Source organism: Protofrankia coriariae (assembly GCF_001017755.1).
Classification (GTDB): Bacteria; Actinomycetota; Actinomycetes; order Frankiales; family Frankiaceae; genus Protofrankia; species Protofrankia coriariae.
On record NZ_JWIO01000008.1, the window covers coordinates 44,591 to 58,343 of the forward strand.

12 protein-coding genes are annotated in these 13,753 nt (G+C 71.7%); 4 read left to right on the forward strand and 8 right to left on the reverse strand.

Going from position 1 to position 13,753, the window contains the following annotated elements:
* On the reverse strand, positions 1–951 hold a 951-nt coding region (locus FrCorBMG51_RS07130), incomplete at its 3' end, for a stage II sporulation protein M (protein WP_235433389.1).
* Between the two features lie 555 nt (positions 952–1,506).
* Between FrCorBMG51_RS07130 and FrCorBMG51_RS07135 the strand changes: the two genes are divergently transcribed.
* Entirely contained in the window at positions 1,507–2,619 is a 1,113-nt protein-coding gene (locus tag FrCorBMG51_RS07135; RefSeq protein ID WP_047222306.1) for an RDD family protein, read from the forward strand.
* A gap of 358 nt (positions 2,620–2,977) precedes the next feature.
* Here the strand turns inward: FrCorBMG51_RS07135 and ahcY are convergent, their stop codons facing one another.
* The 3 genes from ahcY to FrCorBMG51_RS07150 form a co-directional block, all read right to left on the reverse strand.
* The gene (gene ahcY / locus FrCorBMG51_RS07140) at positions 2,978–4,249 is read right to left on the reverse strand and encodes an adenosylhomocysteinase (protein WP_047222307.1); all 1,272 of its coding nucleotides are present in this window, start codon (positions 4,247–4,249) and stop codon (positions 2,978–2,980) included.
* Between the two features lie 458 nt (positions 4,250–4,707).
* Entirely contained in the window at positions 4,708–4,908 is a 201-nt protein-coding gene (locus tag FrCorBMG51_RS07145) for a hypothetical protein (RefSeq protein ID WP_043603034.1), read from the reverse strand.
* Positions 4,905–5,183, reverse strand: a complete 279-nt coding sequence (locus FrCorBMG51_RS07150; protein WP_157180424.1) for a hypothetical protein — start codon at positions 5,181–5,183, stop codon at positions 4,905–4,907. Before FrCorBMG51_RS07150 ends, FrCorBMG51_RS07145 begins: the two co-directional genes overlap by 4 nt.
* A 607-nt stretch (positions 5,184–5,790) precedes the next feature.
* On the opposite strand from FrCorBMG51_RS07150, the gene FrCorBMG51_RS07155 reads away from it, so the two are divergent.
* Positions 5,791–8,268 carry a transglycosylase domain-containing protein gene (locus FrCorBMG51_RS07155; RefSeq protein WP_047222309.1) on the forward strand — a complete coding sequence of 826 codons (2,478 nt, stop codon included), beginning with the start codon at positions 5,791–5,793 and terminating at the stop codon, positions 8,266–8,268.
* A 211-nt stretch (positions 8,269–8,479) separates the two neighbouring features.
* Here FrCorBMG51_RS07155 and FrCorBMG51_RS07160 read toward each other — a convergent pair whose 3' ends face one another.
* The 4 genes from FrCorBMG51_RS07160 to FrCorBMG51_RS26415 form a co-directional block, all read right to left on the reverse strand.
* Positions 8,480–9,679 (reverse strand): SIS domain-containing protein, encoded by a 1,200-nt coding sequence (locus FrCorBMG51_RS07160; RefSeq protein WP_083731011.1) that lies wholly within the window; start codon positions 9,677–9,679, stop codon positions 8,480–8,482.
* Positions 9,680–9,863: 184 nt separating this feature from the next.
* The gene (locus FrCorBMG51_RS07165) at positions 9,864–10,076 is read right to left on the reverse strand and encodes a Trm112 family protein (RefSeq protein WP_047222310.1); all 213 of its coding nucleotides are present in this window, start codon (positions 10,074–10,076) and stop codon (positions 9,864–9,866) included.
* Positions 10,077–10,100: 24 nt separating this feature from the next.
* Positions 10,101–11,471 carry a phosphomannomutase/phosphoglucomutase gene (locus tag FrCorBMG51_RS07170; RefSeq protein WP_047222311.1) on the reverse strand — a complete coding sequence of 457 codons (1,371 nt, stop codon included), beginning with the start codon at positions 11,469–11,471 and terminating at the stop codon, positions 10,101–10,103.
* 418 nt (positions 11,472–11,889) lie between these two features.
* Positions 11,890–12,234: a DUF3499 domain-containing protein gene (locus FrCorBMG51_RS26415; RefSeq protein WP_076843331.1), complete on the reverse strand. Its 345-nt coding sequence runs from the start codon at positions 12,232–12,234 to the stop codon at positions 11,890–11,892.
* Between the two features lie 228 nt (positions 12,235–12,462).
* On the opposite strand from FrCorBMG51_RS26415, the gene FrCorBMG51_RS07180 reads away from it, so the two are divergent.
* On the forward strand, positions 12,463–12,975 hold the full coding sequence (locus tag FrCorBMG51_RS07180; RefSeq protein WP_235433390.1) for a metallopeptidase family protein: 513 nt from the start codon (positions 12,463–12,465) through the stop codon (positions 12,973–12,975).
* Between the two features lie 586 nt (positions 12,976–13,561).
* Positions 13,562–13,753: type I phosphomannose isomerase catalytic subunit (locus tag FrCorBMG51_RS30775; RefSeq protein WP_338052703.1), on the forward strand; the 192-nt coding region annotated here is incomplete at its 3' end.

Sequence of the window (13,753 nt, forward strand, 5' to 3'; positions counted from 1 at the left end):
GGCGGCCACGGCCCGGCCGCCGTAGATCTGGACGTACCCGACGAACATCGCCAGGGCGAACGCGCCGACACCGATACGGACCCCGGCCGGCAGGGACGACGGCGTCACGAACGCCTCGATCAGGCCACTGACCGCCAGCGCGGCCGCCAGCCCGAGCGAGATCGCGACCGCGGCCCGGCCCTCGGCCGCCAACGCCTCCACCCGTCGGCGCGGCCCCGGATCGATGATCGACCAGCCCAGCCGCAGGCCGACCGCGCCGGCCGTGAAGACGACGGCCAGTTCCAGCATCCCGTGCGGCAGGATCAGGGTGAAGAACTGCGACGACTCACCGCAGCTCGTCATGTAGCCGCCGACGATCCCCAGGTTGACCGAGTTGAGCAGCAGCACCGCGAGGGTCGGCAGGCCCAGCAGCGCGCCGAAGGCGATGGCCGACGCGGCCACCCAGGCGTTGTTCGTCCAGACGCGCGCGGCAAACGAGGACGCGGGATTCTCCGAGTAGTAGCGGGCGAAGTCGCTGTGGCACAACTGCCGCACCTCGCTCGGCGGGAGCAGTCCGCTGTGCGCGGCCGGGCTGTGCACCACCCACAGGCCAAAGGCCACGGCCACGGCCAGCGATGCCGCGCAGGTGGCCAGGACCCACCCGCGCCGCGCGTACACCGCAGCCGGGAACGTGACGGCGATGTACCTGCCGACGACACGCCAGCCCGGCTCCCGCGTCCCGACCACGACGGAACGTGCCCGGGTGACCGTGCCGGCGAGGCGGTCGACCAGCACCGGGTCCGGACCACGGCTGCGGATCACCGACAGATGGGTCGCGACCTTCTGGTAGAGCTCCACGAGTTCGTCGAGCTCCGCCTCGGACATCCGCCGGGGCCGCGCCGCGCGCCGGACCAGTTCCTCCAGCCGGGCCCATTCGCCACCATGGCGGCCGACGTACGCATCCAGATCCATCCGTACCGCCTCCCACCGCGTCCAACACCCGGCAAAGATCGCTACCCGGCACACATCGGACGGGCGGAAACAATCGAATGGATGATAATAGGGATCATAATGGGGTCCGATGTCTCACCCGGCTGTGGGCATGGCTGTGGGCACGGCTGTGGGGCGTCGGCCCGTGCTGTCATGATCTCTCGGAGGCATCTGCGGGGCCCGCGGCCCCTCCGCGCGAGAAGAAGCAGCGATCGCACAACCTCCCAGCGGACGGGCTCCCAGCGAACGGGAAAGGCCGGAGCGCCCAGCCCTCGGACGCAGGTGCCGACTGCTGGCACACCACCGTCGCGGACCACTGTCGGACATCCACAGGCCGGCAACCGGGCATGCGCGGCAGGGCGTACACAGGCGAGGCGTACACATACAGAGCGGGGACGACGAGGCAGGGACGACGGGGCAAGGGCAACGGAGCGGGGACAACGGACAGCGCCGACAGAACAGGACGAGCGTGACCAGGATCGGGGCCATCGGGAACGCGGCGGCCGGGAACGGAACCACCGGGAATGAGGCCGCCGCGTGAACCGGCTCGTCACCGGTGAGGCGGTCACGATCGACCTGCGGGTCGCCCGGCTCGGCTCGCGGATCATCGCCGGGCTCATCGACCTCGTCCTACAGGCTGTCGTACTGGTGGTCATCGCCTGGGCCGCCTTCACCACCGTCGCTCCGGGTGACGAAGCGCTGGCATCCGCGCTCTATCTGGCCGTCGTGGTGCTGGTCGTGGTCGGCTACCCGACGACGACGGAGACCCTGTGGCGGGGACGCAGCATCGGCAAGGCGGCCATGGGGCTGCGGGTCGTACGGGACGACGGCGGGCCGNNNNGGGACGACGGCGGGCCGATCCGGTTCCGTCACGCGTTCGTCCGTGCCCTGCTCGGCGCCGTGGTGGAGCGGCCCGGCGCGCTGCTGGCGATCCCGGGGATGATCAGCATGCTGGTCTCCGGGCGGTCCAAGCGGCTCGGGGACCTGCTCGCCGGAACGGTCGTCCTCCAGGAACGTATCCCGCCCGGCGCGGCAGTGCCCGTGATGATGCCGCCGCAGCTCGCCGGCTGGGCCGCCGCCCTGGACCTGTCCTCGTTCGAGGACGCCCTGGCGCTGACGGTGCGCCAGTTCCTCGGCCGGGCCCGGGAACTGTCGCCGCAGGCACGTGAACGCATCGGCAGCCAGCTCGCCGCGTCGGTGTACGCCGTCGTCATCCCGCCACCGCCGCCGGGTACCCATCCCTGGGCGTATCTGTCGGCCGTCCTCGCCGAACGCACCGCCCGCGCACGCTGGCAGGCCGAGCGCGCCGCCGGCGCGCAGTGGCAGGCCGAGCGCACCGCCGGCGCGCAGTGGCCGCTCGCCGGGGCCGGCACACCACCGGCACAGCCGGCCCCGCCGTGGAGAGCCGGCCAGCCGTGGACGTCCGGACAGCCGTGGCCAGCCCACCAGGGGTGGGGGATTCAGCCAGGCCCGGACGGTCAGCCGTGGACGGCCCAACCAGGAGCGGCCCAACCGGAAGCGGCCCAACCGTGGGCGGGCCAACCGGGAGCGGCCCAGCCGAGGGGAAGGGAGTCCTGGGCAGGCCGGCCGAGCGATCCGGACGACGTGGCTGAGGCCCCGACGCCGAGCCCTTTCGTACCCCCGAGCTGACCCGGCCGCTCCGGTCGCGACGGCCGGGCCCGTGGCGCCCGTGGCCGGTGCGGCCAGGGAACAGAACTCCCACCGACGAGGCACCCGCTCCTGCCCCGCGGACCACCAACGAAAACGCGCGCCCCCGCCTGCGGGCATCGCGGCTCACAGGAACGAGTACGCAAGTGGCTGCCACAGCAACCACTTGCTCCCTCACTCTCATGATCTGTCAATATTTGATCATGAAGGGTTGTGGCGGCGGGAGTGTGCGGGGGATGTCTGGTGGTGGCTGTGGTCAGCGCTCGCGCTGCCCGTGGCGGCCTGCCAGGGGCAGGGGCGCCACGGGGAACGGGGTGGCTCCTGGGTCAGGAGCCGATGGTCAGGAGCCGTGCTCCCAGGAGTTCAGGTACTCCTCCTGGGCCGGCGTGAGGACGTCGATCGCAAGCCCCATGGTCTCCAGCTTCAACCGCGCGACCTCCTTGTCGATCTCGAGCGGGACGTCGTGGACGCCCGGGGCCAGCGACTGCCAGTTCTTCGTCAGCCACTCCGCGGTCAGCGCCTGGTCGGCGAAGGACATGTCCATGACCGCCGCCGGGTGCCCCTCCGCGGCCCCCAGGTTGACCAGCCTGCCCTCGGCGAGCAGCAGCAGGCGCCGGCCGTCGGCCAGCACGTACTCGTCGGTCTGGTGGCGCACCCGGCGCGGGCCGGCGACGGCCAGCTCGGTCAGCGCCCTGATGTCGATCTCGATGTCGAAGTGCCCCGAGTTCGCGAAGATCGCGCCGTCCTTCATGGCCTCGAAGTGCTCGCGGCGCAGCACGTCCCGGTTGCCGGTGACCGTGATGAACACGTCGCCGATGGCGGCGGCCTCGATCATCGGCAGGACGCGGAAGCCGTCCATGGCCGCGTCCAGCGCCTTGGTCGGGTCGATCTCGGTGACGACGACGTTGGCGCCCAGCCCCTTGGCCCGGGACGACACACCCCGGCCGCAGTACCCGTAGCCGGCGACGACGACGGTCTTGCCTGCGAGCAGGGTGTTGGTGGCGCGGAAGATCGCGTCCAGGGTCGACTGGCCGGTGCCGTAGCGGTTGTCGAACATGTGCTTGGTATCGGTGTCGTTGACCGCCACCATCGGGAAGCGCAGCGCGCCGTCCTTGCTCATCTGACGCAGCCGGATGACGCCGGTGGTCGTCTCCTCGCATCCGCCGCGGACGCTCGGGAGCACCTCGGTGCGGGTCGTGTGCAGCGTGTTGACCAGGTCGCAGCCGTCGTCGAAGACGTAGTGGGGGGCGCCGTCCAGCGCCGCGTTGATGTGCGCGTAGTAGCCGTCGCGGTCCACACCGTTGCGGGCGAAGGTGGAGATGCCGTACTCGGCGACCAGCGCGGCCGCCGTGTCATCCTGGGTGGACAGCGGGTTGGACGCGGCCAGCGCGAGCTGCGCCCCACCGGCGGCGAGTGCCCGCATGAGGTTGGCGGTCTCGGTCGTCACGTGCATGCAGGCGGCGATCTTCACCCCCTCGAACGGGCGCTCGACGGCGAAGCGGTCGCGGATCTGACGGAGCACCGGCATGGACCGGTCCGCCCATTCGATACGCGCCTTGCCCTGCTGGGCGAGCGCAAGGTCGGCGATGTCGTTCTTGGGCAGCTCTGCCATCGGAATCTTCTCCTGTCGAGGGGCTTGCGGACCCCGGGCAAGGGGAGACCGCCTACGCGGACGAACCGGCGGGCCTGCGGCGACACGATCATAGTTCCTCGCCCCGTCGGCGGCCCTGGTGCTCGGATCGCCAGAGCGACCGGTGGTAGGAGCGCTCTGCAACGACGTTACGACATCCGCCTGCGCGATCCGTCCTTCGCCCTGCGCGTCCGGCGAATCCGGAAGTGGCCGGCAACGTCCGGAACCAGCTCACCCACCGGCCGGCGCCCCGGCTCCCCGAGCATCCGCGGCACCCGTCCCACATACCGCGCACGGCCACCGGCGGGAGGATCGGCCGCCTCGGCCGCGGAAGACGACGAATGGTCACAGAAGGCAGACAGCCGTAACTGTCAGAAGCCGTAACTGTCAGAAACCAGAACTGTCAGAACAGGAAGATAGCGGGAAACAGGAGAAAATGGTCACAGGGGTGGCGCGAGCGGGCGGTGCCCGGCGGTCTGGCAGTCCGCGCAGGGGCGGGTCGACCTGATCTGGCACGGCTCCCCGCCCAGGCTCGCGGTCTGGACCACACCCACCCGTCCCATGCCCTCACAGGTGGGGCAGAGCATGTTGATCTCACGGGTGACTGGCTCGGGACGGTCGCCGGAGGCCGTGGGGCTCACCGGGTACGTCCTGCGACGCCGCCCGTCCCGTCGCAGGTCCCGCAGTGGACCATGCGGTTCGTGCTGAAGCCGCCGTCAGCGTCCAAGCCGGCGAGGAACTTCGGCGTCTCACCGATACCACGGCAGGTCGGACAGAGCTGCCGGCCCTCGCCGCCACGGCCGCCCGCCGAGTACCCGCCGTGGCCGTCGCCACAGCCGCCCGAGCGCCCGCCGCGACGATCGTCGCGGTCATCCGGGTACGCCGCGTCCCACTCCCCGTCCTTATTACCGTCCATCGCGTCGTCCGCCTCCGCAGGGTCGCGGAGTGGCTCCGTCCCCACCAGAGTCCCCACCAGAGTTCCCACAAGAACAGTTCCCACGAAACCACTTTACGCAACATGATAAACACGGTCCGGACACCCAGAACCTTTGATCCCGAAGGAATCACAGCCAGGCCACTGACAGACCACTGGAACGTCACCGACGGATTGTCGACAGATCACCAACGGGTCACCGCGTGGGCGAGTCAGCGTACGGGGCGACCGATGCGCGGGCCGGCCGGGCGGGCCGATCAGACACAACGTCGGCCAGGCATGTCGACCAGGCACGTCGATCAGACACGTCGATCAGGCACAACGTCGCCACATCCGACAGCGGTCGGGCGCGGCAAATTCCGATCACACATACGGGTCGGCGACAATCCAGTGGGGCGTCACCGCCCCCAGCGCCACACACCTCCCTGATCTCGTGTGTGTGACATCGTGAGGACAGGCCGCAGGTGTCCACCGACCCCGCGGGCCAGCGGCGGCATGATCATGTTCTGGTGCCGGCCCCGCGGGCCCGACGGGTTCGGGCCCTTACGGACCGCCGTCCGGCCTATCACAGGAGGTGACCTCAACGGCCGTGCAGAGAGAGCCCACGTTCCGTGCACGACCGCGCCGTCGCACGGCAGACGCCCATCTCACCTCGGCGCCACGGACGCCCGCTGGTGGGCCGGCCCACCAGCCTTCCGACACAGCCGGCCCGTCCGATACCCGGTCGGGCCCTGACGGCGCCCGGCCCCGGGGCCTCGCCGCGGCCGGCACTCCGGGCGCCGGCACGACCGGCTGGGACGCCCGATCCGACGACGATGCCTCGGCCGCTTCCGACGGACACCGGGGCGGCCCGCCCGGCGCGGGACCGGGCAGCCCCCCGGACCGGGGCGACCTGCTCACCCGGCTCGGGATAATCGCCTGCGCCGCCGGTGTCGGTCTCGCCCTGTTGCTCCTTCCCCTGGTCGGCGCGATCGGCCTGTTCGCGAAATCCTCGGCGGACCACTACCTGAGCCTGCCGGACGAACTGCTCACCCCGCCGCTGCCGCAGAGCTCCCAGATCCTCGCCGCCGACGGCAGCCTCATCGCGACGCTGCGCGGGGAGAAGAACCGCACCGTCGTCGACGGCAGGGACATCCCAGTTGTCATGCGGCAGGCCATCGTCGCCATCGAGGACTCACGCTTCTACAGCCACGGCGGGGTGGATGTGAAGGGCGTCCTGCGGGCCGCGCTGCGCAACAGCGAGGCCGGGGACGTCCAGCAGGGCGCCTCGACGCTGACCCAGCAGTACGTCAAGAACGTGCTGCTGCAGAACGCGCACACCAAGCAGCAGCGCGAGGAGGCCGCCGGCACGTCGCTCGAGCGCAAGATCCAGGAGGCCCGGTACGCCGTCGCCCTGGAGAACAAGATCTCCAAGGACGAGATTCTCGAGCGTTACCTGAACATCGCCTACTTCGGCAACGGCAACTACGGCGTGGGTACCGCCGCCCAGAACTACTTCCAGGTCGACGTCGCCAAGCTGACGCTTCCCCAGGCCGCGCTGCTCGCCGGGCTGGTGCAGAGCCCGTCCCTGTACGACCCGGTGAACCACCCCGACGCCGCCCAGCTGCGCCGGGACATTGTGCTGGACCGGATGGCCGCCCTGGGCGACATCACCCCGGCCGAGGCGGACGCGGCGAAGGCCACCCCGGTCACGGTGGTCCACGCCGCGGCCGCGGCGGCGCGGGACTCGTGCGAGACGTCGAGCGCCTCCTTCTTCTGCGACTTCGTCCGCTCCCGGCTGCTGGCCGACCCGGCACTGGGCACGACCGAGGCCGAGCGCGCCCGGCGGGTCTACGAAGGCGGGATGATCATCAAGACGACGCTGCAGCCCAAGGTCCAGGACGCGGCGCAGAACACGGTCAACGCCGTGATAGCGCCCGACAACCCGGTGTCGGCCACCGAGGTGGTGATCGAGCCGGGTACCGGCAACATCCTGGCGATGGCGGTGAACCGGGTGTTCGGCTCCGACTCCGCCGCCAACCAGACCAAGGAGCCGCTGGCGACCAAGGCGGTGTTCCAGCCCGGGTCGACGTTCAAGACGTTCACCCTTGCCGCGGCGCTCGAGGCCGGCTACGGGCTGAACACCCAGTTCTACTCGCCGTCGTGCTACAGCACGAAGAAGTTCCCGCTGGACCGGCGGGACGGCAGCCCCTGCGCCACCGGCTACTCGAACGCCGACCCGGCGGAGAGCGGGATCTACGACATGTCCAAGGCGACCTGGGACTCGGTGAACACCTACTACATCCAACTCGAGGAGAAGATCGGCGTGCCGGCCGTCGTCGACATGGCGACCCGGCTGGGCATCCCCGCGTCCTACCTGGAGGACGTCCATCCGACCCAGGGCGACCTGACCATCGGCTCCAGGCGGGTCACCCCGCTGGACATGGCCAACGCCTACGCCACGCTGGCCGCGCACGGCATGCGCTGCGACCCGCGGTACGTCCTGTCGGCGAGGGACTCCAGCAACCAGAACGTCGACATCGCCCCCGACCCCGCCTGCGAGCGGGCGGTGACAGCCGGGGTGGCCGACACCGTGACGAGCATCCTGGCGGGCGTGGTCACGCAGGGCACCGGGTACCCGAACGCGGCGGCGATCGGACGCCCGGCCGCGGGCAAGACCGGTACCACGGACAACTACTCCGCCGCGTGGTTCGTGGGCTACACCCCCCAGATGGCCGCCTCGGTCGCGGTCGGCAACCCCAAGGGGGCGCAGGGCAACCCGCTGAAGGGGGTCGTCGCGGACGGCCGGACATGGTCCCGCGTGTTCGGCGGAGACCTACCGGCGATCATCTGGGGCCGGTCGCTGCGGGCGGCCCTCAGCGGCGTCCCCGTCATGCCCATGTCGAAGGCCAATCCCACCGTGGCCAAGGGCACCAAGGGCGGGCTGCTGTCGACTCCTCCGCCGCAACCAACACCGGCCCCCACCACGGCGGCACCGGACATACCGGCCATGCCGACAGCGGCGCCGGACATCATCGAACCCATCCTGCCGCCCGGCAGATTCCCGCTCCCGGGCCCGGGCCGGTAACGGGCGGCCGGCCGGGACTCCCCCGGCCGGCTCCGGCCCCGCTCCGCCTTCGCCGGTGGCCGAACGGCCTGAGGCGGCCGGCGTCCATCGACGTGTGCTGCTGTTCGCGAGGATACGCATGGTCACATGACCGGCGCCCCAGGCTGGCCACGGCCTCGGAGCCGGTCGCGTCCGGAACGGCCGCGTCCCAGGGCTGTCGTGCCCGGGACGGTTATGTCTCGCGCGCGGCCGGGGTGGGCGGGGCGCTCAGGTCGCGCGCGGCGGCCACCGGCGTGGGGTCCACGCCGAGCGCGAGCGCGAGATAGACGCTGGTGTAGTCGAACAGGCCCACCAGGGACGCCAGCCGCTCCAGACGGCTGGCCCCCTGCGCGGACAGCTCGGTGACCGCCACCGCCCGCTCGGCCGCGGCCGTGACGGCGGCCTCGGCCTGCCGGGTCACCGTCGGATGCTCGGCCGCCTGGTCGCGCAGCAGGACCAGCCGTAGCCGCACCGGCTCGGCTCCGTCGTCGACCCGGTCGCGGAAGAAGTCCTCCGCCGGGTCGCCGTCGGCCCCACGGACCCCGAACGGCCCGTCCAGGACGCCCGCCTGCAGGCTTGCCGAGTCGGGCAGGGTGCCCAGCAGCGCTGGGTAGCCGGCGTTCGCGGCGAGCTGGCCGGCGGCCCGGCTGGCGGCCGCGGCGGTCAGCGCGGTGGTCCCCCACAGCAGGGGTAACGACCCGGCGAGCTCAAGCGCCAGCACCTTCGCCGGACTGATGAACGTCTCGCTGGCGGGCCGGCAGCGTATCGCCAGGTCCTCCAGGCGTACCGCCGCGGCCTCGACCGCCTCCGGGCCCTCGGCTGTGGGCGGGAGAAGGCCGAGAGCCCGCACGACCGCGACAGCCGGCAGCAGCAACGCCCAGAAACCCGCCCGGGTGGGCCGGCCGTCCGCCACGGGGGCGGGCAGGAACAACGCCCGTGCGCGTCCGGCGCGATGCGCCAGCGGCGAGTCGGGCAGGCCCACCGCGACCGTCCGGCAGCCGCGACGGTCGGCCTCCTCCAGCGCGGACAGAGCCGCCTCGTCGCGCCCCGAACCGGATATCGCGATCACGACGTCGGTCACCCCCACCCATCCGGGCAGGCCGAAACCGTTGTGGCCGAGCACCGGAACCGGGCAGCGTGACCCGGCCACCGCGGCGAGCGCGTCACCGACAGCCGCCGAGGTGCCCGTCCCGGCGACGAGCACCGCCCGTGGACGGCCGTCGGCGGCGAGCGAGTCGACACCGACCTCCCGCGCCAGCGCGGCGGACTCCCGGACCTGGCGGGCCGACGAGGCCACCTGCGGCAGCATGCCGGACGGGTCGGCGGCGTCCAGCCGGACGACGTCGTCAAGGATGCTCTCGTCCACGCCCGCGTCCCACATGTCCTGCACCATCGCACGCCCGGGCCCGTCCGGACACATCGGGGCCCACACCCGGATCTGGCCAAGCGCACGCCAGGGCCGTGTCAGGACCCTGTCAGGACCGCGGACGCCGCGGGCCCAGCCTGGATCAGGCGGAGCCCGGCCGGGAGCCCGGCGGGATCAGGCAGGGCCGGGCAGGGCAGAACCGGGCCAGGGTTCACGACGATGTGGACGCCGACGGCCGGGCCTCCCCGCCGAACGGGACGGCCTCGTCGAGCAACATCACCGGGATCTCGTCCCGTACCGGGAACGCCAGGTCGCACGACGTGCAGACCAGCACCGGCTCACCACCGAGGGTGTCCTGGCGCAGCGGGGCGTGCGCCGGGCACGGACAGGCGAGGATCTCCAGCAGGAGCGGGTCGAGACTCAACGGCCGACCTCCTTTTCACACTTCTCACAGCGGCTTCTCACGGGGCTTCTCACGGCGGATGCGTGTGAGGACCTCATCGCGCACTCGGGCCATCGTGGCATGGTCGGGGGCCTCCACATTGAGCCGCAGCAGTGGTTCGGTGTTCGACGGCCGTAGGTTGAACCAGACCCCGCCACCGAGCGTGACGGTGAGCCCGTCGAGGTGGTCGATGTCGGCCGCGTCCCCGGCATACGCCTTCTCGATCTCGGTCGTGACCGCGGCGGCGTCGGCGACCGTGGAGTTGACCTCGCCGGAGGCCACGTACCGAGCGTGGCCGACGAGCAGCTGTGACAGCGGCCGGTCCTGCTCGCCCAGCGCGGCCAGCACGTGCAGGGCCGCGAGCATCCCGGAATCGGCCCGCCAGAAGTCACGGAAGTAGAAGTGGCCGGAGTGCTCACCGCCGAAGACCGCCCCCGTCCGGGCCATCTCGGCCTTGATGAACGAATGGCCGACCCGGGTGCGTACCGGCACTCCGCCGAGCTCGCGCACCAGCTCCGGGACGCCCCGGCTGACGATCACGTTGTGGATGACGGTGGCGCCGGGCTCGCGGGCGAGCTCCCGCTCGGCGACGAGGGCGGTGATGGTGGACGGCGAGACGATCTCCCCGCGTTCGTCCACCACGAAGCAGCGGTCGGCGTCGCCGTCGAAGGCGAGCCCGATGTCGGCGCCGGTGGCCCGCACCGCCGCCTGCAGGTCCCGGAGGTTCTCCGGTTCGATCGGGTTCGCCTCGTGGTTCGGGAACGAGCCGTCCAGCTCGAAGTAGAGCGGGTGGACCGACAGCGGCAGCCCCTCGAACACCGCGGGGACCGTGCGTCCGCCCATGCCGTTGCCCGCGTCCACCGCGACCGTCAGCGGTCGGATCGCCGACAGGTCGACCAGCGTGTGCAGATGCCGGACATAGGGCGCGAGCAGGTCCTGGTGGGTGATGGTGCCGCGCGGCCCGGTGGCGGGCGCGACGCCGGCCTCGGCCAGCGCCCGGATCTCACCGAGCCCGGTGTCCTGACCGATCGGCGCCGCGCCCGCCCGGCACAGCTTGATCCCGTTGTACCTGGCCGGGTTGTGGGACGCGGTGAACATCGCGCCGGGCAGGCCCAGCGAGCCGGCGGCGAAGTAGAGCAGGTCGGTGGAGCCGAGGCCAGCCATGATCACGTCTGTGCCCTGGCCGGCCGCGCCCGCGGCGAACGCCTCTGACAGCGGGACCGACGAGTCGCGCATATCGTGCGCGACGACGATCCGGGGGGCGTCCAGCACGCGCACGAACGCGGCGCCGACGGCGTGCGCGACGTCGGCGTCGAGCTCGGACGGCACGACGCCCCGGACGTCGTATGCCTTGAAGATCCGCGACAGATCGTGCACTCGTCCGCCTTCCCGATCCCTGGGCTTCCCGGTTCCTGGCTTCCTGATCACCAGCCCCTGCCGGCCGTGACGCCGGCAGCCGTCCGCAGGGGCCCTGCCGCCGGTGGCCGTCCAAAGAGCCCGGCCGCGACGGCGCTGACGGCAGCCATCAGCCGCCGCCGGCAGCCGTCCAGGAGCTGCCGGCGGCGACGCCGACGACCTTACCGACACGTTGCCGGCCTGGGCCGAGCCGTTCGGGTACCCGACACCTGGCCCGCCGCGGGCGCACCGGGCCGGACACGCGCCATCCGGCCCGGCCCCGGCCGGCCCCGGCCGGATGCCAGGCTGGCCGGTTCAGGACGGACGGCGGGCCGATCCAGGCGGACTGGCGGGCCAGCAACGGCAGACCGGTTCAGGACGGACGGCGGGCCGGGGCGGTTCAGGACGGCCGGGGAAGTACCCGTAGATGACCGCGCCGCCCCGGGGTGGGCGGGCCGGGAGGGTCGTCACGACCCGTGGGTCGGGCCACCTCACGAACCGCGTCCGCGAGCGCCTCAAGATCATCAGAGGCCGGGCTGTGCCTGGACTCGCCCTCGATACGCACGACCGCCCAGCCCAGTGGCACGGTGAGACGGTCGGCGTGCGTCTCACACAGGTCGTAGGAGTGCGGCTCGACATATGGGGAGAGCGGCCCGAGGACGGCTGTCGACTCGGCGTAGGCGTACGTGAGTGTGGCGACCGCAGCCGCTGAACATGCCGAGCGGGAGCAGCGCCGAGGCTTCACGTTCCGGACGGTAGCCCCCGGAACGGGCGACGGCCACAACCGCCCGCCGTGTCGCATCCATCCGCGGAGGAAACGTAACAGATTTATAACGCTGCGCGTGCGCGCAGTTGTACAGGCAGGGCGCCGGAACGCGGATACCGGTGGGCTGTGGCGAACGGTACAGCGAATCCCGCCGGGGCTCGCGGGGGGCGCCGGCACGGTCCGCCCGGTGAGCCGTACGCTCACGACATGGCGGACAACGCCTCTACCGGCACCTCCTGGGGAACCCCCGCACCGGCCTTCCCGTCCACCCAGCCGCCGATACGCGCGGCACGCCGGCGTGACCGGCGCGGACGCGGCCTGCGCGGCCTGCTCATCCCGCCGGAGGTGCCCGCCTACCGCAGCCGCGGCGAGCGGTTCGACGACCTCGTCCTGGACGCTGTCGAGCACCTTGAGCACCGCTGGTCGGCCGAGCTCGCAGGGGTCGAGTTCGCGGTCGAGGACGTCCCGCCCATACCGGCCGTGTTCGGCCCGGACGACCCGGTGCCGCTGGCCCACCACCAGCCCCCGGCCGGCCGGGGGCGGTCCGCGACACCGGACCGGATCATCATCTACCGCCGGCCGCTGGAAGCCCGCGCGATGGACACCGACGACCTCGCCGAGCTCATCCTGGACGTCCTCATCCACAAGATCGCGGACATGCTCGGCGTGGAGCCCGAGATCATCGATCCCGAGGGCCACGGCTGGCACGAGGACGAATAGCCGGACCCGCCACCCCCGCTGCGACAGACGCGACATGCCGGCTTTGCGACCGCCCCTGGATGTCCGCGGCGGTGTCGCGTCAGGTAACCTGACAATCAGATGGATCGACCGCGTGAATACCGGCGACGACGCTGGCGGTCAGGCCGGCGGTGACGCGGGCGATAACATGAACAATAACGTGAGCGACAACATGGGCAGCGCTGCGGGCGGCACAAATCCAGGCGGCCCGGAACACGGGACGCACAGCGAAGGAATACGTACCGCGAGAATGTGACCGGCGGGGCACGTCCTGAGCCGTCAGTCACGGCGCCCGATGCCGGGCCGCATCGCTGTCAGGCCATGTCAGAGCTGGTCGTGGCGCTATGGGGGATCTTTTCCCGCCAACCGTGCCGATGGTCACGCGACACGGGGCCGGTCGCCGGTATCTTTTCCGGCCCGGCCGGGGGCATCCTGCGGGAGAGGAGCGCGGAAAGGCTTTCGGTCGGCCAGTGCCGCGCGGCGGCGACAACGACGGCTCCGGACGGCGGCTCCTTCCGTCCGACGGAGGTCGAGTAGTCGAGTAATGGTGACGGGGTGGCGAGCAATAGTGACGGCTGATCGGTCCGCCGGGATTCTGCGTTTGTTCGGGCGGGTACGCGACTACGACTGGGGCTCACCCACCGCCATCTACGACCTGCTCGGTGAGGACCCGTCCGGCCGGCCGGCCGCGGAGCTGTGGCTGGGCACCCATCCGGGTGCGCCGTCCGAGACCGAGACCAGCGCCGGCGGCCGGCGGCAA